The 19795-nt window shown below is 35.5% G+C and carries 19 protein-coding genes and 1 pseudogene; 5 read left to right on the top strand and 15 right to left on the bottom strand.

Going from position 1 to position 19795, the window contains the following annotated elements:
- The first annotated feature begins 56 nt into the window (after nucleotides 1–56).
- Nucleotides 57–1304 (top strand): YihY family inner membrane protein, encoded by a 1248-nt coding sequence (locus AOY20_RS05960; protein WP_054581015.1) that lies wholly within the window; start codon nucleotides 57–59, stop codon nucleotides 1302–1304.
- A gap of 28 nt (nucleotides 1305–1332) precedes the next feature.
- Here AOY20_RS05960 and yddG read toward each other — a convergent pair whose 3' ends face one another.
- The 7 genes from yddG to AOY20_RS05920 all read right to left on the bottom strand — a co-directional run bounded on the left by yddG (nucleotide 1333) and on the right by AOY20_RS05920 (nucleotide 7003).
- Nucleotides 1333–2217 (bottom strand): aromatic amino acid DMT transporter YddG, encoded by an 885-nt coding sequence (gene yddG / locus AOY20_RS05955; protein WP_054581014.1) that lies wholly within the window; start codon nucleotides 2215–2217, stop codon nucleotides 1333–1335.
- Nucleotides 2218–2227: 10 nt separating this feature from the next.
- Nucleotides 2228–3160 (bottom strand): DMT family transporter, encoded by a 933-nt coding sequence (locus AOY20_RS05950; protein ID WP_054581013.1) that lies wholly within the window; start codon nucleotides 3158–3160, stop codon nucleotides 2228–2230.
- Nucleotides 3161–3328: 168 nt separating this feature from the next.
- Nucleotides 3329–3733, bottom strand: coding sequence for an ExbD/TolR family protein (locus AOY20_RS05945; protein ID WP_054581012.1), 405 nt, complete (start codon nucleotides 3731–3733; stop codon nucleotides 3329–3331).
- Nucleotides 3733–4356, bottom strand: a complete 624-nt coding sequence (locus tag AOY20_RS05940; RefSeq protein WP_054581011.1) for a MotA/TolQ/ExbB proton channel family protein — start codon at nucleotides 4354–4356, stop codon at nucleotides 3733–3735. The genes AOY20_RS05945 and AOY20_RS05940 overlap by 1 nt, the downstream gene beginning before the upstream one ends.
- A gap of 27 nt (nucleotides 4357–4383) precedes the next feature.
- Entirely contained in the window at nucleotides 4384–5160 is a 777-nt protein-coding gene (locus tag AOY20_RS05935) for an energy transducer TonB family protein (RefSeq protein WP_054581010.1), read from the bottom strand.
- Between the two features lie 208 nt (nucleotides 5161–5368).
- Complete coding sequence (purU, locus tag AOY20_RS05925; protein WP_054581008.1) at nucleotides 5369–6235, bottom strand: formyltetrahydrofolate deformylase; 867 nt, start codon at nucleotides 6233–6235, stop codon at nucleotides 5369–5371.
- Nucleotides 6236–6310: 75 nt separating this feature from the next.
- Nucleotides 6311–7003 carry a TetR/AcrR family transcriptional regulator gene (locus AOY20_RS05920; RefSeq protein ID WP_054581007.1) on the bottom strand — a complete coding sequence of 231 codons (693 nt, stop codon included), beginning with the start codon at nucleotides 7001–7003 and terminating at the stop codon, nucleotides 6311–6313.
- Between the two features lie 114 nt (nucleotides 7004–7117).
- On the opposite strand from AOY20_RS05920, the gene AOY20_RS05915 reads away from it, so the two are divergent.
- The 4 genes and pseudogenes from AOY20_RS05915 (at nucleotide 7118) to AOY20_RS05900 (ending at nucleotide 11075) form a co-directional block, all read left to right on the top strand.
- Nucleotides 7118–8566 (top strand): coniferyl aldehyde dehydrogenase, encoded by a 1449-nt coding sequence (locus AOY20_RS05915; protein ID WP_054581006.1) that lies wholly within the window; start codon nucleotides 7118–7120, stop codon nucleotides 8564–8566.
- A gap of 165 nt (nucleotides 8567–8731) precedes the next feature.
- Nucleotides 8732–8968 carry a 50S ribosomal protein L28 gene (rpmB, locus tag AOY20_RS05910; protein ID WP_000048256.1) on the top strand — a complete coding sequence of 79 codons (237 nt, stop codon included), beginning with the start codon at nucleotides 8732–8734 and terminating at the stop codon, nucleotides 8966–8968.
- Nucleotides 8969–8984: 16 nt separating this feature from the next.
- On the top strand, nucleotides 8985–9140 hold the full coding sequence (rpmG, locus tag AOY20_RS05905) for a 50S ribosomal protein L33 (RefSeq protein ID WP_001205031.1): 156 nt from the start codon (nucleotides 8985–8987) through the stop codon (nucleotides 9138–9140).
- 217 nt (nucleotides 9141–9357) lie between these two features.
- A pseudogene (locus tag AOY20_RS05900) lies at nucleotides 9358–11075 on the top strand (cation:proton antiporter).
- A gap of 71 nt (nucleotides 11076–11146) precedes the next feature.
- Here AOY20_RS05900 and AOY20_RS05895 read toward each other — a convergent pair.
- The 8 genes from AOY20_RS05895 to topA all read right to left on the bottom strand — a co-directional run bounded on the left by AOY20_RS05895 (nucleotide 11147) and on the right by topA (nucleotide 19794).
- A complete protein-coding gene (locus tag AOY20_RS05895; protein WP_054581005.1) occupies nucleotides 11147–11425 on the bottom strand; it encodes a hypothetical protein in 279 nt (92 codons plus the stop codon).
- 107 nt (nucleotides 11426–11532) lie between these two features.
- Nucleotides 11533–12036, bottom strand: coding sequence for a DUF6586 family protein (locus AOY20_RS05890; protein WP_054581004.1), 504 nt, complete (start codon nucleotides 12034–12036; stop codon nucleotides 11533–11535).
- A 140-nt stretch (nucleotides 12037–12176) separates the two neighbouring features.
- Complete coding sequence (locus AOY20_RS05885; RefSeq protein ID WP_054581003.1) at nucleotides 12177–12428, bottom strand: RNA recognition motif domain-containing protein; 252 nt, start codon at nucleotides 12426–12428, stop codon at nucleotides 12177–12179.
- A 77-nt stretch (nucleotides 12429–12505) separates the two neighbouring features.
- The gene (locus AOY20_RS05880) at nucleotides 12506–14494 is read right to left on the bottom strand and encodes an ATP-dependent helicase (protein WP_054581002.1); all 1989 of its coding nucleotides are present in this window, start codon (nucleotides 14492–14494) and stop codon (nucleotides 12506–12508) included.
- Between the two features lie 108 nt (nucleotides 14495–14602).
- Nucleotides 14603–15736 carry a glycerate kinase family protein gene (locus tag AOY20_RS05875; protein ID WP_054581001.1) on the bottom strand — a complete coding sequence of 378 codons (1134 nt, stop codon included), beginning with the start codon at nucleotides 15734–15736 and terminating at the stop codon, nucleotides 14603–14605.
- Nucleotides 15737–15888: 152 nt separating this feature from the next.
- Nucleotides 15889–16461: an HdeD family acid-resistance protein gene (locus tag AOY20_RS05870; RefSeq protein ID WP_054581000.1), complete on the bottom strand. Its 573-nt coding sequence runs from the start codon at nucleotides 16459–16461 to the stop codon at nucleotides 15889–15891.
- Between the two features lie 142 nt (nucleotides 16462–16603).
- Nucleotides 16604–16825, bottom strand: a complete 222-nt coding sequence (locus AOY20_RS15040; RefSeq protein ID WP_236762037.1) for an NUDIX hydrolase — start codon at nucleotides 16823–16825, stop codon at nucleotides 16604–16606.
- A 326-nt stretch (nucleotides 16826–17151) separates the two neighbouring features.
- On the bottom strand, nucleotides 17152–19794 hold the full coding sequence (gene topA, locus AOY20_RS05860) for a type I DNA topoisomerase (protein ID WP_054580999.1): 2643 nt from the start codon (nucleotides 19792–19794) through the stop codon (nucleotides 17152–17154).
- Nucleotide 19795 lies beyond the last annotated feature (1 nt).

The following is a 19795-nucleotide window of genomic DNA, read 5'->3' as shown; positions in this document are numbered from 1 at the left end:
AACTTCGCTAAGGATTTGTAGAAATATCATTAAAAACAATTGAGACGAACATAAGTATGATCGCTGAATATTTGAAAAAGCTTCCTTTTTATAATCAAACTTGGTTTCAATTTATACTGTTTGTATTCAGACGTTTTGAAGCTGATCGTTGTAGAGAAATGGCCGGCTCATTGACTTATACAACACTTTTTGCTGTTGTACCCATGCTTACTGTTTTTCTTGTGATTATTTCTTCAATTAAAGCCTTAGAGCCAGCAAGACAGCAGCTACAACAGCTCATTTATAGTAATTTTTTACCTAAAACAACAATAGCCTTTGATAAAGCACTTAATGCTTTTACTGATAAATCGAGTAATTTAACCATTATTGGTGTGCTCTTTTTATTTTTTACTACAGTAATGATGCTAACTAGTATTGAAACAGTCTTTAATCGAATTTGGCGTGTGAAAGAAACGCGTGGCGGAATCTTAGGATTTATGCGCTATTGGACAATTATTTCTCTAGGTCCAATTCTTTTAGGCAGTGCATTTGTTATTTCATCAACCTTAGCTTCTCTCAATGTTTTAAGTAATAATTTTGCAGGATATGAGCTCAATGGTGCTTTAATTCTTTGGACTATTTCTTTTGCACTCACTATTTTAGGCTTTTTTATTCTCTATTGGACTATTCCAAATCGTAATGTTCCTATTAAAGCTGCCTTTATTTCAGGTATTTTCGCATCTGTTATTTTTGAACTTTTAAAAAATCTTTTTGGCGTCATTATGACGAATTTTACGAGTTATCAAATTATTTATGGTGCATTTGCAGCAATTCCTATTTTCTTATTATGGGTATTTTTAACGTGGAATATCATTTTAATGGGTGTAGAAATTAGCTATGGAATTACAGCATTCCATGCGGGGAAAAATACTAAACGTCATCCTGTTATTATGCTACTTAGTTTACTCAATTTATTTTATGAACGTCAACAAACAGGAAATAGCGTCACCGAAGTCGAAGCCTTAGATATTCTCGGTTGCGATGAAGCAGGTGCGCTACCCTCTTTTATTCTCATGTTAGAACAACAGAATTTAATTAAGCGTACAGATGATAATAAATACGCATTGGTTCGAAATTTATCCCAAGTAAATTTTTGGGCTTTTTATCAGCAATTGCCTTATCCACTACCAAATCAAACCGATATTGAAAATATTGTGCTTCGTGAACCTTGGATGGAAAAATTGATTCCTCAATTATTAGAATCTGACCAATATCTTGCAGCAAAACTCTCTATTCCACTGTCCACTATTTTTGAACAAAAATAATTTATAAAAGCCCTTTTTAGGGCTTTTTTTATACTTCTGAAGTACTTTTCCAACAAATTAAAGCACCAATCGAAACCAACAAACTACCCATCCAAAACGATATGGAAGGATAAACATTTAAAATCATCATCGACATTAAAGATGAAAGAATTGGCATAAAATATGTCGCTAAGATCAATAATTGAATATTGCCAAATTGAATACTTTGATTCCAATTACTATATGCAATACCAATCAAAGATCCTGTCATTATAATCAGCAACCACATAGGTAAACTTGGCAAAATAAAAGACTCACCAAGATAAAAATGTAATCCCCATAAGGTAAATGCAGTTACCAAGAAAAATAATGGCACAGCATTAAAGCCTTGTGCATATTTTTTTGTCAGTACACTATAACTAGGCCACAATAAAGCACCAATAAAAGCAAAAGTATATGCTTTAGGATTTTGCATGATGATTGCACTAAATCTAGTAAATTCAAATACTTTAGGATTGACGACCAAAAGTAATCCGATAACAGCAATAATAAAACCAACGATCACCAACCAATGAAACTTTAATTGTTGGGCAAAAATTGAAAATAGAATTGTAATAGGTGGCCACAAATAATTAATCATTGCAATTACAAGCACTTCCTCATGACTATGAGAAAATGCAATTGCGATAAGAAATAAAACTTCATAACCAACAAATAACGCACCACAACCATATAAATATGCTTTAGGCATTTGCCGAATAGATGGAAATTTATTTAAAATTAAAATTGCAAAAGCACTGAATGTATAAATTAATGCGATGCCTGAAATTGGAGTTAAATCATCTGTAATAAGCTTTACCACAGCAACAAGACTTGCCCAAATCAAAATTGAAGATAGACCAATCCAAGTATATTTTTGAGTCATATTCATCATATTACAGCACTTAAGATATTAACTTCGAAAATTGAAATGCGCGTTTAATCCACTTATGCAAACTCACAATCATAATTCCAAGCATTACGAGTATTGAGCCCAAAATAAAATTTAATTCAATATGCTCATTTAAAAACATCACCCCGAAAATCATTCCAAAGACTGGCGTTAAAAATGAAAAAACACCAAGTGCATTTGCTAAATAATTTCTTAATAACCAAAACCACAAAATCAGGCTAAATAAAGACATAATAAATACTTGAAATATCATGCTCCAAATTGCAGTTGTCGACCATAGAATGGAGGTTTGATTCATCAAAAATGTTGTGGGTAATAAAATAATAAAAGCACTAATAAGCTGATAAAACAGAGTCTGAGTCGGATGTACTTCTGAAAGCTTAGTTAAGCGTAAAGAAATTGTTGTCAGCGCCCACATCACACCTCCCATAAGTGCCATAAAATCACCATATAAGATTTGGCTTAATGCTGTTTCTGTTTGATGATCTGATCGAATAAAAGAAAGTACGATGCCTAAAAATGCCAGAAGAATCCCACCCCATTGAATGAAAGATAATTTTTCTGACGGTAATTTCCAATGTAAGCCCAAAGCCACAAAAATAGGTGCTGTATAAAGCAAAACAACAGTGTGTGATGCAGAGGTATAACGTAATGCTTCCGCTACAAAAAGATATTCAACCGAAAATAAAATACCTAACCAAATTCCTGGTAATAAATATTCTTTTGCATATAAATTTTTGAAATGGCTAATTTTAATTAAAGGAAAAATAAGTAAAGCTGCTAAACCTGATCGTATTGCAATTTGCATCATTGGAGAAATATCAGGTGCAGCAAGCTTAATCGCAACTTGTTGAATACCCCAAATCATACACAATAAAATCATTAAGCCAGATGCTTGTGCATCTAGCTGCTTACGCAGTTCCACTGTATTACTCACAAAAATGTAACTTGCATACTATAATGCTACCTTAAATTAAATATAGATCTAATTAAGGATATTTTTATTAAAAAATATGACTAATAAAAGTATGTCTTTTTAGAAATCAACAAAAAAAGCGATCATAATTGATCGCTTCTTAATATTATTTTTAAATTAATTATCACTTACAAATGCTATATCACTGAGTCCGGCTTCACTCGCATGTGACATCACTTGTGCAACAGTATCATATTTTGCTTCTTTATCTGCACGAAGCTGTACTGTTGGTTTTTGTGGTTCTTGACCAGCTTCTTGTAAACGAGTTTTCAACTCATCAAGACTGATCACTTGATCATCCCAAGCAACTTGATTATTTGCATTAATGCTCACTGTTATTGCTTTGGGTGGCTGATCTACAACCTCAGCTGCTGTTTGTGGCAAAGTTAATGGAATCGATGGGTTGGCAACGGTTGCAGTCACCAAAAAGATGATCATCAATACCAACATAATGTCGATAAGTGGAATGAGATTCATCTCATTCATACCACCATCATTGTCCTCACCCAATTGAAAAGCCATTAAGCTTGACCTCCAACTAAACCTTCTTGGGTTGCGCTCGCTTCAGCTTTTTGAACTGATGAATCTTGCTGCAACATCGTATCAATTAATAAGCTATGAGCATGATCTTGTAGCTCATTTGATAATGTACGGTTATAACGCATACAGATGTTGTAAGCAATTACAGCAGGAATTGCAACAGCGAGACCAAAACCAGTCATAATCAGTGCCTCACCAACGGGGGTTGCTACTTGTGCTAAACCAGCTTGACCACTTTTACCTACAGCAACGAGTGCATGAAAAATACCCCAAACGGTACCAAACAAGCCAACAAAAGGTGCTAAAGAAGCAATCGTACCTAAAACAGATACACCTTTTTCAGCTGATGCTTTTTCTGTTGCAATTTGGCGTAATAACGCTTGTTCTGCAACCGCTTTACGTTGCTCAAAAGACAAAGGTTTTAATTTTGCTTTTAATGCTTGTAAAGCATTTGAAAGTTGAGCATAAGCTAATTGTTTAAGTTGGCGAGTGCCCATCAATCGTAAAATTACAATTGTCCATGTCGCAATAGACATTGCCAATAACACGAAATACAGCGTTTTACTAACTGCATCAGCATGTTGCCAATAAACTGAAAAGTTCATACTCGAACTCCTTGGTGATCTGGATAATCAGAGTTTAATTGAAAAAGGTTGATCCGCTACAATTGGATAGGCTACACCACCCTCTTTATACGGTTTAAATTTTGCTGCCTTAACTGCTCGTATTACTTCATTATTTACAGATTCATTTTCACTTTTTTTAACAAGTATAGCCGATGTTATATTACCTTTTTCATCAGCATTAATACGTACAACAACATTAAATGTTTGACCTAATGAATCTCTATTTTTACGTTGTAAAGCATTTACATTTGGTTTAGGTGACGATCTCCATTCAATACCGCTACCAACAGATACAGTTTTTGGACCTTTTTGTGTAGCAGGTGCAGCAGCTGGTTTAGGTGTTGGATTCTCAACAGGAACATTCACGGGCTCTACTACTGGAGTAGTAATTTTTTTCTCAGAAGAATTAGTCGTAATAATATTTGACTGAACAGAAGATTCTACTGGTTTATTAACCTGTTTTTGAGGTTCAGGAGTTTTCGCCTGTTCAATTTTTTCCACTTTTTTAGAAGGTGGTGGTGGTAATTTCTTTTCTACAATTTTAACTTCTTTTGGCTTAGGTTTTTCTTTTTCAGGCTCAATTTTAGGTTTAGGCTGCTCTTGAATTTTAACAAACCGAACTTTTAGAGGCTCTTTTTCTAGGGGCTTTAATTCTATAGGTTTGACATTCTTTAGTGCCCACATCATACCAGTATGACCAATAATTACCGCTGCAATAACAGCAATAACTTTCTTTTTCATTGGTGTAAAATTTGGCATCATAGGGGCTGAAGATGTGCTCATTGAATTCCGCTGACCTTAATGAATTTAACATTTATTCTAGTTCAGAATAAACAATTAATTGCATCGGTTCGTACTATTAAAGTATGCGCAATGATAAATGAGAAGTGTTTTCATTTGCAACTATTAATTATTATATTTTTATGGCTTTTTTTGATGGATATAAAAAAGCATGCTAAATCGCATGCTTTTTTTCTTGTTAAATTAACAATTATTGAAAAACAACTGTTTTATTTCCATCTACAATGATTCGGTCTTCCAAATGCCATTTTACAGCACGTGCTAATACGTTACGCTCAACATCCTGACCTAGCTCTCTTAATTGTTCAACTGTAAAATCATGACTTACACGTTCCACATCTTGTTCAATAATTGGACCTTGATCTAGATCAGCAGTAACATAATGTGCTGTAGCTCCAATTAATTTAACACCTTTTTCATGTGCTTGCTTATATGGGTTTGCACCAACAAATGCAGGCAAGAATGAGTGATGAATATTAATCACCTTCATTTCCCACTTAGCAACAAATTCTTCATCTAAAATTTGCATATAACGTGCGAGAACTAATAAATCATTACCTTTCATTAATTCATCAATTTCTGCATAAGCTTCACGCTTATTGTCTTTATTCACAGGCACAACTTCAAATGGAATGCCAAAGTTTTCAACAGATTCACGTAAAGTTTCATGATTTGAAACAACTTTAGTAATCTCGCAAGGTAAACCACCACGAGCATGACGCCATAAAAGCTCTAATAAGGCATGGTCTACTTTAGAAACCAAAATACCTACTTTTTTCACATCACTCACTAAAGCTAAACGCCATTGCATGCTATAACGTTCTGCAACATTAGATGCAAACGTCTGAGTTAAATTATCTTTACGGCTTTGTAAATTATCTAATTCAAACTCAACGCGCATGAAATAACGCCCGCCTTGAGCTTCTGTTGCATATTGATCAAGCGCAGTAATATTTGCTCCTTGATGATACAAAAAGCTCGATACAGCTTGCACAATACCTGGTTTATCTTCACAAGTAATGAGTAAGCGCGCAGTATTTGCAGTCGTCATATTCATTTTGTTAATGTCACTAATCTATAAGTAAAAATAAGCGGAGTATTCTAACTCGTTTTATCGGCTTTCTAAATAGCCTTATTCAGAACTATTCATTTTCATTTGCGTAAAAAGCTCAGAAGAGCCCAAACTTGTCAGTAATTCTTCATATGTATTACGACTTTCACCACGCAAATAAGCACCCTCTAAAAAGACCATTTGACGTAATGCTTGCCACAACCATTTATCTTCTAAAACATTAGAATCTGTAATATGCCCAGACATATAAAGGAAATTTGTCCAGTTTGTTAAAACAATCCATAAATTAATGGTCAAAGCTTCAATTTCTGAATCCGTCATCTCCATCAATCCTGCATTGACAAAAGCTTTATAGATTTTCTGCCCTTGCTGCATAACTTGAGCTGAAAATTTTGGATACATTTTTCTAAAGTCTTCATTATTTTCAACTAAATGATAAACATCACGATGTAAAAATCGATATGCCCATAGCTGACTACTTAAAACTTGGAAATATCGAATTTTATCATTAGCATCGAGTGGACGATCATCTGGCAAAGCTAACATATCTAATGTTTCGCGCTGATATTGTTCCATCAGCTCTTTAATAATCTCGCTTTTATTGCGAAAATGATAATATAAATTTCCTGGACTCATCCCAAGCTCAGCCGCAATATGATTTGTTGTCACTGAACGTTCACCACGTTCATTAAACAGTTGCAAACTTAACTGTAGGATTCTCTCTTTCGTTTTAACCGTTTTTGAATGCAGCATAAGTAACCATTCTTTTCAGGAGTTAGGCGATTTTACAAATAAATAAAGTAACTTGACTATTTAGAGCAAATACTCTAAAAAATACATATTAGCATGTTTAAATAGTAATTTGCCATGAATAGTCAAACAAATCTGAATTCTATACATCCTGAGCCCATAGATGACTCGCGATTACATGAAATTTTAAACGTACAAAAAATTGCATACCAACAATCTCCAGCCTCAACAGCAAAACAACGTATTGATCGCCTTGCACGGCTTAAACGTGTACTTATTAAGTATCAAGATGAAATGGCTGAAGCAATTAACCAAGATTATGGTAATCGCTCAATCAGTGAAACTAAAATTGGCGAACTATTAACATGTCTCGAACATATCAAATATTATAGTAAAAACCTCACAAATTGGATGAAGCCATCAAAACGACATATTGGTATCATTCATCAACCTGCAAAAGGCTGGGTTGAATATCAGCCTTTAGGTGTTATTGGAATTATTACACCTTGGAATTATCCTCTTCTATTATCTATTGGTCCACTTATCTGTGCATTAGCTGCTGGCAATCATGCAATGATCAAAATTTCTAGTGCATCTGCGCATTTTGGTCATGTTTTAGAAAAAGTTATAGCAGAAGCTTTTCCACAAGAACTTGTCGCTGTCATTAATGGTGGTGGAAAAGTTTCTAATGATTTTTCACATTTACCCTTCGATAAGATTATTTTCACAGGTTCAACAAATGTCGGGAAAACAGTTATGGCTGCTGCCGCACAAAATCTTGTTCCCGTTATTTTAGAACTAGGAGGAAAATCTCCTGTACTCGTTCACGAATCAAGTGATATGCAAGATGTTGCCCAGAGAATTGCCGTAGGAAAATTATGGAATGCTGGACAAACCTGCGTCGCGCCAGACTACATGTTTTTACCAAAAGGAAAAACTCAAGAATTTCTAGAACATTTCGCATATTTTGTGAATGAAATGTATCCACATCTATTAAATAATCCTGACTACACATCTATTGTGAATGATAAACAATACGGTCGTTTACAAGGATATTTAGATAATGCACGTAAAAATGGTGCAAAAATTATTGAATTTAATCCATTACATGAAGATGTCGCTCTTCATCGTAAAATTGCCCCTATTGTCTTGACTGGTGTAACTCCTGAGATGGAGATTATGCAAAATGAAATCTTTGGTCCACTACTTCCCATCATGGAATATGATCAAATAGACGATGTTATTCACTTTATTAATAGCCGTCCGCGTCCACTTGCATTATACTATTTCGACTTTGATCAGGCGCGTGCCGATTTTATCGCACAGCGTACCCATTCAGGGCATTTCGGAATAAACACCGTATTAACCCATGTCGCGCAAGATGATCTTCCATTTGGGGGCATCGGAGCATCAGGTATGGGTAAATATCACGGTCCAGAAGGTTTCTTTAGTTTATCGCACGAACGGTCTATGATGTCGAATCCTAAGCTGTATAGCTTAAAATTCATTCTCCCACCGTTTAATAAGCCGATTCATAGACTAATTTCAAAGACTCTTCTTCGATAACTGATCAAGGCATGAGCTATCACACGATATCATGTCTGGTTTTATATAAAATCGCTTGTCTTTTAAGCGTATTTTTGGTATAAAACGCCCCTTGAATGAATTCAATCCGTTTATTTTTGACTGGCCATACAGATTTGCTGTTGGCTAAATCAATGGAGTTACACCATGTCTAAGGTTTGCCAAGTTACCGGCAAGCGTCCAGTCGTTGGTAACAACGTCTCACACGCCAACAACAAAACTAAGCGCCGGTTCGAGCCGAACCTGCACCACCACCGTTTCTGGTTAGAAAGCGAAAAACGTTTCGTACGTCTTCGTCTAACTACTAAAGGTATGCGTATTATCGACAAATTGGGTATCGAAAAGGTTGTTGCAGACCTTCGTGCTCAAGGTCAAAAGATCTAAGTAAGGAGTCAGGACAATGCGTGATAAGATTCGCTTAGTTTCTTCTGCTGGTACAGGTTATTTCTATACCACTACTAAGAACAAACGTACTATGCCGGAAAAAATGGAAATCAAAAAATTTGATCCAAAAATCCGTCAACACGTAATCTTTAAAGAAGCTAAAATTAAATAATTTTAGTTTTTTGAAAAAAGGCGACCTTTTAGGTCGTTTTTTTTTGCATTTTTTTTATGCTGATTGGTAAAATTTTATCAAGATTTACAGAACTTAATATTTATTCCCTCATATTAGGTTCGATCTAACATATTAAAGCCTAATCTGTGCTAATTTATTTTTGGCACTTTTTGTGCTTATTCTTTTTTACCCTTAACTTGCGCTTAAGGAGTTTTTAGTGCCGCATGACGTAGAATTAATCATATTACTTGCTGTTGGTTTTGGACTAGCCCTAATTTTTGGCTATCTAGCCGCTCGCTTACGCCTCCCCCCCTGATTGGTTATTTAATAGCGGGAATATTAATTAGCCCCAATACCCCAGGTGTCGTAGGAGATATTCACCTCGCAAATCAACTTGCTGAATTAGGTGTAATGTTCTTAATGTTCGGGGTCGGTATGCATTTTTCACTTGGTGATTTAATGCAAGTCCGCCGTATTGCCCTACCAGGAGCAATTTTACAAATTGCTGTCGCTACGCTCTTAGGTATGGGCGTATCTATGATGTGGGGCTGGAGTTTTGGTTCAGCACTTGTTTTTGGTTTAAGTTTATCTTGTGCAAGCACTGTCGTTTTACTTAAAGCACTTGGTGACAGAGGCTTACTTAACTCTGTTAATGGTAAAATTGCTGTAGGATGGCTCTTAGTCGAAGACCTTGTTATGGTTCTTGTCCTAGTTCTACTTCCTGCAACGGCTGTTTTACTTGGTGGAACACCATTAAGCGACAGTACTGGTAATGAAAATATTTGGCTTACTTTAGGTATCACTTTATTAAAAGTAAGTGGCTTTATTGCCTTTATGCTCATTATTGGTAAACGTCTTGTACCTAAAATCATGCAAATTGTGGCACGTCTTGGTTCACGTGAACTCTTTACATTAACTGTAGTTGCTGCTGCTATCTCTATTGCATTTGGTGCTTATAAAGTCTTTGGCGTATCAATGGCTCTTGGTGCATTCTTTGCTGGAATGGTCGTTAAAGAATCCGATTTCAGTCACCGTGCAGAAGAAGAAACCTTGCCCTTACGTGAAATATTTTCAATTTTATTCTTTGTCGCTGTCGGAATGCTCTTCGACCCTAGAATTTTAATCGAACAACCTCTTCACGTCCTCATTGTTGTTGCCATCATCATGATTGGTAAAACACTTGCTGCTATGGCATTAGTACTGTTTTTCCGCTATCCGCTCAATACAGCATTAACAGTAGGCGCCAGCCTTGCACAGATTGGTGAGTTTTCATTTATTTTAGCAACATTAGGGGTATCGCTTAACTTACTCTCTCTTGAGGGGCAGAATCTTATTTTAGCCGGTGCTTTAATATCAATTACATTAAATACCTTCATCTTCTCAGCAGTAGAACCTATTCAACAATGGATCAGAGATCGCTCTTATTTAGCTCGATTACTTGAACGCAATGGAGATCCTCTTGCAATGTTGCCAGATGAAGTATCTCAAGATTATTTACGTGATCAAGTTGTACTTGTTGGTCACGGTGAGGTTGGTCGTCGTATCACGAATACTCTAATGGCAGATGGTATTAAAGTTGTTATTGCTGAAGAAAACAGAGAAATAGTAGAAAACTTACGTGAAAAAGGAATTGCTGCTGTTTCTGGTAAAGCAACTGAACCAAGTGTACTCATTCAGGCACATATTCAACATGCAAGACTTTTAGTATTATCTCCAATGGATGTACTCAACATTCATAAAATTGTCGATATTGCTAAAACACTCAATCCTGAAATTCAGGTTCTTGTATGTGCTGAAAGTAAAGAAGAAGCTGAAATCATTCGAAATGAAGGTTTTGGCGAGGTGTACTATGCAAAAGAAGAAATGGCAAAAAATATGAGCAATCATATTTTAAACCAAATCCAAATTGCTCATCATCAAACACCAACTCACTAAATCTGGAAGTTAAATCTCAAATAAAAAAACGCACTTTAATCAGTGCGTTTTTTATGAAAAATATAATAAAACTAGCTCATGAATCTTGGTTTTTCATCTACAATTTCAGCATTCCATTCGCCCACCTGCTTTTCTATTAAGCCAATTAAAGCAGCCTGAATCATACTTTGTGCAACAACCGATGTATTTTCACCTAGTAAAGTTCTAACTTCTTCACTAAACTGAATTTTAACAAGTGGTTCCATTTCAGAACCAGCGTTACGCAAAGCTAGCTCACCATCTTCAAGTTGCACTAACTCCAACATTGCATCTTGATTACCAAATAATTCTTTTAACCGCTCAATTGACATAAAATCCTCCATGCTAAACATGGTGGCAAAGGCACCTGCACTTTGCATTGCTTAGAAAAATATATATGTGGATAAAATAGTTTATTTCAAGTCACTAAAAATTTAAATTAAAACTCAACCATTTCATTACGAAAACCATCAATCAATTGTGTCAAATCCCGATGCCATTCTCGTAAAATCTTAACATCTGGTAACCAAGCTTGCGATGTTTGCGTTACTTTAATAATTAAATTAGACGATGTTTCATCTTCAGGTTCTGGTGTACTTGGCTCAGGTGCGTACTGACACATTCTATAAGCCCGTTTTAATTCAGCAATAAATCCATCTTTCGCTAATTGCTGTAAGATCGAAATTTCAGGAGAAATTTGTCCTTTTTCAGCCATCAAGGTTTCAATTGATTTCAATGTTGGTACAGTATCATTCAAACGATAATAACGTACTAATTCTTGCAAAAATGCTAAAACTGCACCTTGAAGATGGAAAACTGCAGCTTCACGATGTGCTTGTACTTGCTGAATATGATCCATTTGTTCTGCCTGCTGACAAGATAAACGAGCAAAATATAATTTCTGATTTGTACGATCTGCATGAAAGCGAGCAACACGTGACATGAATAGTTCCCTCAATTTTGGCTATTACAGAGTAAACATATTCATTCAAAATGCACAATAAAAATTATGCATAACCGATGTAAGTAAAACAAATTTTTCTTCTTATACAAAAAAAGGAGCAATCAATGCTCCTTCTTCTCTTACGCTTCAGGTTTATCTTCAACTTGCTTCACACGAATACCTGTGCCATGTAAACGTAACGTATTTAAGCCTTTAATTGCCTTTACTGCTTCACGACCATGTGGCATTTCAACGAAGCCAAAGCCTTTAGATTTACCTGTTGCTGCATCCAATACTAATGTACACGTATCTACTGTTCCATATTGCTTAAATAATTCAAGCAATTCAGTTTCTGTTACTGTACGTTCTAAATTACGAACCAAAATTTTCATTTCACAACCTTAAAATAGACAAAAACATCAAAAAGCATTCGCCTACTCTACTTTTTGCACATCAATATTACATTAGTTTAATCGAGATCGATTCCAAAATCTAAATTTATCGACTGTCTTTCAATTAATGCACTTTTTACTGTCTGTTGACGAGTCTTATAATGTGTTTCTGTAGTACATAAATCACGCGTTAAATTATTTAAAAAATAACTTTCTACTTTACGACCTTGCTCATCCACAATATCACGTGCCCAAATACTTAAATTTTGCTTAGTCAAAATTAATTCATTTTTCGCACGAGTTAATGCCACATAAAGTACACGACGTTCCTCTTCAACCTCATCAAAATTTCCTTGTGCTCGCGCATGCGGATACTGCCCTGCAGTTACATTTGCAACATAACATACCTTTTGCTCAGTACCTTTAGCAGAATGAATTGTAATTAAGGTCACAACATCTACATCTGATTGACGTTCAATTTCTGAGATAGAAACAGGATCGAGCACATAAGCCTCTAAGAATTCACTTAATTGATCATGTTTAGTTGCCAATTGCTTCACTAACTCAAAATCATGCTGACGTCGATTCCAGTCCTTCTTATAATTTTCTGCCAATTGATCTGAAATTGCTTGAATTGCTAAAGTCACACAAGCTTGGACTTCATGACGAATTACAGACATTTGTTTCATCATTAAAATAACTTGTTGAGGAATTTTGCCAAACTTCTCTAATTTATCTGCAATTTTATCAATATTTGGTTCAAGTAATAACTGCTGTGCTAAACGACTTGCACCAACATCACCAACGCCATTCCAGAGGGTTAAAAAGCGCATCCATGCAATATCATCTAAAGGATTTGCCATAACACGTAACAAACTAATTAAATCTTTTACATGTGCTGTTTCAAGTAATTTTAAACCACCAATAAAACGATATGGCACATTCGCTTGAATCATTGCTGCTTCAATATGACGAGCAGCAAAGCTTGAACGAACGAGTACCATATGGTCATTCCACTTATTTCCCTCTAAGTAGTGACGCTCTTTAATATCTATGGCAATCCATTTTGCTTCATCAAATTCATTTGGAAAAACATGTAATTTTGGTTTTATACCATCACCACGATATGCTTCTAACTTTTTATCGTATTTAATTTCACTTTCATCTAATAACCAATTCGACAAATCTAAAATTTCTTGTGTTGAACGATAATTTTTTTCAAGTTTATAAATTTGTGCATCTGGTACTCGTTCCTTGAAATGATGAATATTTTCAAAATCTGCACCACGAAAACCATAAATTGATTGAGCATCATCGCCTACACAAAATAAATTTATACGTTCTTTTAGTGGCTCTAAAAGTGCCCACTGCAAAGGATTAGTATCTTGCATTTCATCGACCAACATATGACGACAAATGCCTGCAACATAATCGACTAAGCTATCCGATTCAGCTAATGCTTTTGCAACAATTGCCAAAATATCATCATAGTCTAAAAAGCCACGTGCTTTTTTACGTGACTCATATTCTTTCATCATGTCAGCAATAAGATCTTTCATTGCTAAAAATTCTGGCATTTGCTTTTCTAAAGCAAGACTCAATTTCTGTCGTGTATTACGAGCAAAAGAATATAAATCACAGAGTTCTTTTGGTTTGGGTAATTGATTTGGATTGTTTTTATCATCTTTCCCACGAATGAGGCGAAACATCATTAACTGATCATCACGATCAATAATTGAAAATTGTTCTAAACCAAAAGCCTTCGGCACACGGCGCAATAAGAACATACAAAATGTATGAAATGTCGATGCTCGTAATCCTTTGGCTTGCTCACCCAAAGCGAGTTCTACACGCGCCACAATTTCACTTGCTGCACGACGTGTGAAAGTTAAAATTTGAATTTGATTGGCAGGAATACCTTGTTCAATAAGATATGCAGCACGTGCCACAATCGTTTTTGTTTTACCACAGCCAGCACCCGCCAAAATCAAACTATGTTTTGCTTCTGTAGTCGCTGCTTGTTTTTGTTGAGGATTTAATTCATCAATTAGGCTGGCTAAACTCATGGTGTCTCATCGTTCAAATTCAGCCTATAGTGTAACAGAGCTATTATTTTTTCGGAGATTTCAGTTTTCCATTATTAATGTCTCTTCAACATAATATAAACTCTAATTTCACTTATTCATTGTCTTTAAAAAAGAAAACACTACTTTTTCTAAATTTTTCTCTGCATTATTTAATGCTACTTTTAAATCACAATTTGGCTCATTGATCGAAATAATCTGCTCAAATCCTTCATCAAATAACGGCTCAACATCATCTCCAACACGACCAGCAAAAGCGATTACAGGCTTATTTAACCGCTTCGCTACTTGTGCAACTGCCCAAGGCGTTTTACCAAACTTTGTTTGGAAATCTATGCTTCCTTCACCTGTAAAAACATAATCTGCATATGCAATTTTTTCAGCTAAATTCGTTTGCTTTATAATAAATTGTGCACCTGATTGAATCTTAGCATTCAAAAAAGCCATCAATCCAAATCCTAAGCCACCTGCTGCACCTGCTCCTGCTACATTCTGACAATTTTTATTAATTTTCTGCTCAATAAAATCTGCAAAGTATTTTAAATTTTGATTTAACTCTTGCACCATCTTTGGTGTTGCACCCTTTTGTGGTCCAAAGATAGCTGAAGCACCTTGCTCACCACACAAAGGATTCGTTACATCAGATGCAATTAAGAATTCAATATTTTTTAGACGAGCATCTATCGCTGATAAGTCTATATCTTTAATTTGAGTTAAATTTCCTGAGCAAACTTTTATTTCATATTTATTTTCATCTAGAAATTTGATACCTAAAGCCTGAGCCATTCCAGCACCAGCATCATTAGTAACGCTTCCTCCTAAACCTACCATAATTTTTGTCACCCCATGTTCAAGGGCGCTAAGAATCATTTGACCAGTACCATAAGTAGAAGTAAGTAAAGGATTTCGCTCATTGGCTTTAACAAGATGAATTCCATTGGCTTTTGCCATTTCAATTACAGCTGTTTTTCCACCATCAATAAGCCCAAAATAACAATCAACTTGTTGATGTGATAATGGACCCTGAACTTTGCATCCTATTTTTTGCCCATCTAAAGCATATATCAACGCATCAACTGTTCCTTCTCCACCATCTGCCATAGGCACATGAATACACTCCGCATTCGGATACACTTGCAGTATTCCTCTTTGCATTGCTAAACACGCTTCCTCAGCGGTCATACTTTCTTTAAATGAGTCTGGAGCAAGTACAAATTTCATCATTTTCTATTTTTACTACATCCTTATAATGATTTTATTATTTTTGAATTTCTTTATGATAAACAGTACAATTTTGTTTAGATTGACCAATGACAACTATAAAAAATAAAAGAGCGCAAATTGCGCTCTTCTTTTTGAATCAGATCTAAGATCATTTATATATCAGCAGAACTCTTTGGCACATCATTTTTAATATAAGATGCTAAAGATAAATAATTAATTCCCTGAAATAATACATCCATCGCCAAAAATAAACCCAATACCCAAAATGGTGCACCAGGAGTTTTAAGAATCACTATCCCAGCGATTAATGTTAATAAACCTGAGAATAAAATCCATCCCCAACCTTGTACTGCTTTAAATAAAACCGCATTAAATATACGAACTGCACCTGCAATAATTAAAAAAATTGCTAATAAATCAGTTAAAACCACTGCTGTTTGAGCTGGTGTTTTAAATGCATAATATCCTGCTACAAAATATAAAATACCGAACAACAACCATAAAATACGAAATGTGCCTGAAAATATTTTAAGTCCCGCAATAATATGAATAATCCCTCCCAACATCATTAAAGCACCAAAAATTAATATGGCAGATAGGGTTGCAAGTGGTAAAGAAACTAATAGAACAATACCAAAAAGGGTCAATAAAATACCTAAACCTAAATACCACTTACGATTCTCATGTAATTGATGACGAACTAAATCATTCCCGACTGTTTTCATACTTTTTCTCGCTTCTACTCTTTGGCACTATCTTTCATATTAATATATAAATCATGTTTTAATACTTATTATTTAATTTATTAATACAAATAAATTCAATTAATTATTCAATAAGTTTTAAAATTAACATACATTTTAAAATCTATAACGTAATTTTTAATAGTTTTTTAGGTTCTCGTATCACAAAATTTTCCCAAACAAAATCATATAATTTACATTGATTTGAAAACATAGCCAATTTTTTAGCCTCAGTTAAACTGCACCATTGATCATTTGTATGCTCATGATTTAAAGTAACAAATTGATTAGGGCTACAGAAACCTACGAATGTAGGAATCATTTCAATAACATTAAATTGTGACACATAAAACTGTTCCAAATAGTCAGCACTAAATAAATGCTGTACTTCTATTTGTGTTTCTTCATAAATTTCTCTACGTATCGCTTAAATTGCGGTTTCATTTTTCTTTACTTTTCCTGCAATATGACACCAAAACTATCCCTTTACTCGCTTCATTAATAAAATTTTAACCTCCCCGTCAATTTTAGAAAGTAAAACAAAAAATACAATAATTGAACGAATTGGAATCACTTCTAACCTCTACTAAAATCACTAAACATAGAATTTAACCCATAAAAAATGCCCACATATGTGAGCATTTTTAGATATAAAACTAAATTTAAAAAATATTAGGCTTCTACCCATTTACCATCTTGGTATACCAAACTCCATTTAGTCTGCTTACCTTCTGGTGTTTCTGAACCCACATATTGTGCTTGATTCTTACGGCTAAATTTAACAAGTGTTGCATTCCCTTCAGGATCTACATCTGGTGCTTGTAAAATAAATTGATATTTAGGATCAAGCTGATCTGCCACCGTACGTAATTCAGCAACTTTTGGTGCACGTGTTTCACGTACTTTCGGGAATTTACTTGCAGCCAAGAATAAGCCTGCTGCACCATCACGAAGTACAAAGAAATCATCATGTTTTGTTGAACGTAAATGCTCCATTTTAATTGGATCTACACGTGGTGGTGCAGGTTGACCACTTTTCAACACTTTACGAGTGTTTTCACAACTATTACAGGCAAAATATGGTCCAAAACGACCTGTTTTCAACTGCATTTCACCATCACACTTGTCACATGGAATTGTTGGACCATCATAACCTTTAATTTTAAACTCACCTTCTTCGAGCTCAAAACCACTACAATCTGGGTTATTACCACAGATATGTAGTTTACGACCACCATCAATCACATAGCTGTCCATTGCCGTTTCACAAATTGGACAACGTTTTTTCGACATTAAATCAGCAGTTTCTGCTGTATCATCATCTGAAAGTGCAGCTAAAGATTCTACAGGGGTTAAATTCAGCGTCCCCTTGCATCGTTCTTTTGGTGGTAAGTTATAACCTGAGCATCCTAAGAATACGCCTGTTGTACCCGTACGAATCTGCATTGGACGCTCACATTCTTTACAATGAACAGCATCCACTTCTACTGGCTGATTACGGCGCATACCATGCTCACCTTGAGCATTTGTCAACCGTTGCTTAAAATCGCCATAGAAGCTATTTAATAAGTCTTTCCAATCACGCTGACCATCGGCAACTTTATCAAGCTGACCTTCTAAATCTGCCGTAAAATCGTAATTCATTAAGTTATTAAAACTTTCATCAAGACGATCTGTGACAATCTCCCCCATCTTTTCGGCGAAAAGACGACGATTTTCAAGTTTCACATAACCACGATCTTGAATCGTTGAGATAATAGCTGCATAAGTCGAAGGACGACCAATACCTTTTTTCTCAAGCTCTTTAACCAAAGATGCTTCTGTAAAACGTGCAGGTGGTTTTGTGAAATGTTGAGATGGATCTAATTTTTCAAGTTTAAGAACTTCACCAACTTTTACCGCAGGAAGTAAAACATCATCATCAGATTTGTTTTGACCACGAACTTTGGTAAAACCGTCAAAAACTAAAGTACGACCTTTCGCTTTTAATTCCACGCCATTCGCATTGACTAAAATAGTCGATGATAAATATTGTGCTGGTGTCATTTGACATGCAACGAATTGACGCCAAATTAAATCATATAAACGCTGTGCATCTCGTTCCACACCTGCAAGTGCATCTCCTTTTAAAGAAACACTTGAAGGACGAATCGCTTCATGGGCTTCTTGAGCACCCGCTTTATTCCCATAACGATTTGGCTTTTCAGGTAAATATTTATTCCCGTACTCAGTTCCAATATGATCACGTACCATATTAACCGCATCATCACTTAAGAATGTTGAGTCAGTACGCATATAGGTAATAAAACCTGCTTCATACAAACGCTGTGCAAGCATCATCGTTTTCTTTACAGAAAATCCTAAGCGTGTGCTTGCCGCTTGTTGCAATGTAGAAGTGATATATGGTGCGCTAGGATTTACCTTTGTTGGTTTATCTTCACGTGCTGAAACAGTATAAGCAACATCTTTAATTAAGTTTAATAAAGCATCTGTTTCTGCTTTATTACGTAATTTTAAAGTTTTTCCTGCTTGCTTAACTGCTTCTAAGCGAATGTCATCTTTAGCAGATTTAGTATCTGCAAAAACTTGCCAATATTCTTCTGGTACAAAAGCACGAATTTCGCGCTCACGTTCAACCACAAGCTTTACAGCAACAGATTGCACACGACCTGCCGATAAACCACGGGCAATTTTTTCCCACAATAAAGGTGAGATCATAAAGCCAACAACACGGTCTAAGAAACGACGTGCTTGCTGTGCATTAACCTTATTTGTATCTAAACGAGATGGATGTTTAAACGCTTCTTGAATGGCATTTTTGGTAATTTCATTAAAAACCACACGTTGATAACGTGAGTCATCACCGCCAATGACTTCTTTTAAATGCCAAGCAATTGCTTCCCCTTCACGGTCCATATCTGTTGCGAGATATACCTCGTCAACCTGCGAAGCAAGCTTTTTCAGTTCAGCAACAACATTTTCTTTACCAGGAAGGACTTCATATTTAGCTTTCCAATCGTGCTCAGGATCGACTCCCATACGATTAATCAAAGCTGTTTGTGCTTTTTCTGCTTTTTGCTCTTCCGTCAATTTAGTACGCGTTGCAGGTTTCTTTTCTGCTGTCTTTGCCCCACCACCCGTAGGTAAGTCACGAACGTGACCCACAGAAGATTTTACAATGTACTGTGAACCTAAGTATTTATTGATTGTTTTCGCTTTTGCAGGCGACTCCACAATCACTAGGGCACGCTTATTCCCAGCATCGGATGATTTTGCTGTAGTGCTTTTGGATGTGGATCGAGGAGCGTTCGCCATA

This window comes from Acinetobacter equi, from assembly GCF_001307195.1.
GTDB lineage: Bacteria > Pseudomonadota > Gammaproteobacteria > Pseudomonadales > Moraxellaceae > Acinetobacter > Acinetobacter equi.
Note: the sequence above shows the minus strand (reverse complement) of the source record. Positions and strands in the feature narration are given on the sequence as shown.

Coding starts and splice junctions, on each gene's coding strand:
- AOY20_RS05870 (WP_054581000.1), bottom strand. CDS start 16,461: ATGAAAACAGTCGGGAATGATTTAGTTCGTCATCAATTACATGAGAAT.
- AOY20_RS05915 (WP_054581006.1), top strand. CDS start 7,118: ATGAATAGTCAAACAAATCTGAATTCTATACATCCTGAGCCCATAGAT.
- purU (WP_054581008.1), bottom strand. CDS start 6,235: ATGAATATGACGACTGCAAATACTGCGCGCTTACTCATTACTTGTGAA.
- AOY20_RS05880 (WP_054581002.1), bottom strand. CDS start 14,494: ATGAGTTTAGCCAGCCTAATTGATGAATTAAATCCTCAACAAAAACAA.
- rpmG (WP_001205031.1), top strand. CDS start 8,985: ATGCGTGATAAGATTCGCTTAGTTTCTTCTGCTGGTACAGGTTATTTC.
- AOY20_RS05885 (WP_054581003.1), bottom strand. CDS start 12,428: ATGAAAATTTTGGTTCGTAATTTAGAACGTACAGTAACAGAAACTGAA.
- topA (WP_054580999.1), bottom strand. CDS start 19,794: ATGGCGAACGCTCCTCGATCCACATCCAAAAGCACTACAGCAAAATCA.
- rpmB (WP_000048256.1), top strand. CDS start 8,732: ATGTCTAAGGTTTGCCAAGTTACCGGCAAGCGTCCAGTCGTTGGTAAC.
- yddG (WP_054581014.1), bottom strand. CDS start 2,217: ATGATGAATATGACTCAAAAATATACTTGGATTGGTCTATCTTCAATT.
- AOY20_RS05960 (WP_054581015.1), top strand. CDS start 57: ATGATCGCTGAATATTTGAAAAAGCTTCCTTTTTATAATCAAACTTGG.
- AOY20_RS05890 (WP_054581004.1), bottom strand. CDS start 12,036: ATGTCACGTGTTGCTCGCTTTCATGCAGATCGTACAAATCAGAAATTA.
- AOY20_RS05945 (WP_054581012.1), bottom strand. CDS start 3,733: ATGGCTTTTCAATTGGGTGAGGACAATGATGGTGGTATGAATGAGATG.
- AOY20_RS05875 (WP_054581001.1), bottom strand. CDS start 15,736: ATGATGAAATTTGTACTTGCTCCAGACTCATTTAAAGAAAGTATGACC.
- AOY20_RS05940 (WP_054581011.1), bottom strand. CDS start 4,356: ATGAACTTTTCAGTTTATTGGCAACATGCTGATGCAGTTAGTAAAACG.
- AOY20_RS05935 (WP_054581010.1), bottom strand. CDS start 5,160: ATGAGCACATCTTCAGCCCCTATGATGCCAAATTTTACACCAATGAAA.
- AOY20_RS05920 (WP_054581007.1), bottom strand. CDS start 7,003: ATGCTGCATTCAAAAACGGTTAAAACGAAAGAGAGAATCCTACAGTTA.
- AOY20_RS05895 (WP_054581005.1), bottom strand. CDS start 11,425: ATGTCAATTGAGCGGTTAAAAGAATTATTTGGTAATCAAGATGCAATG.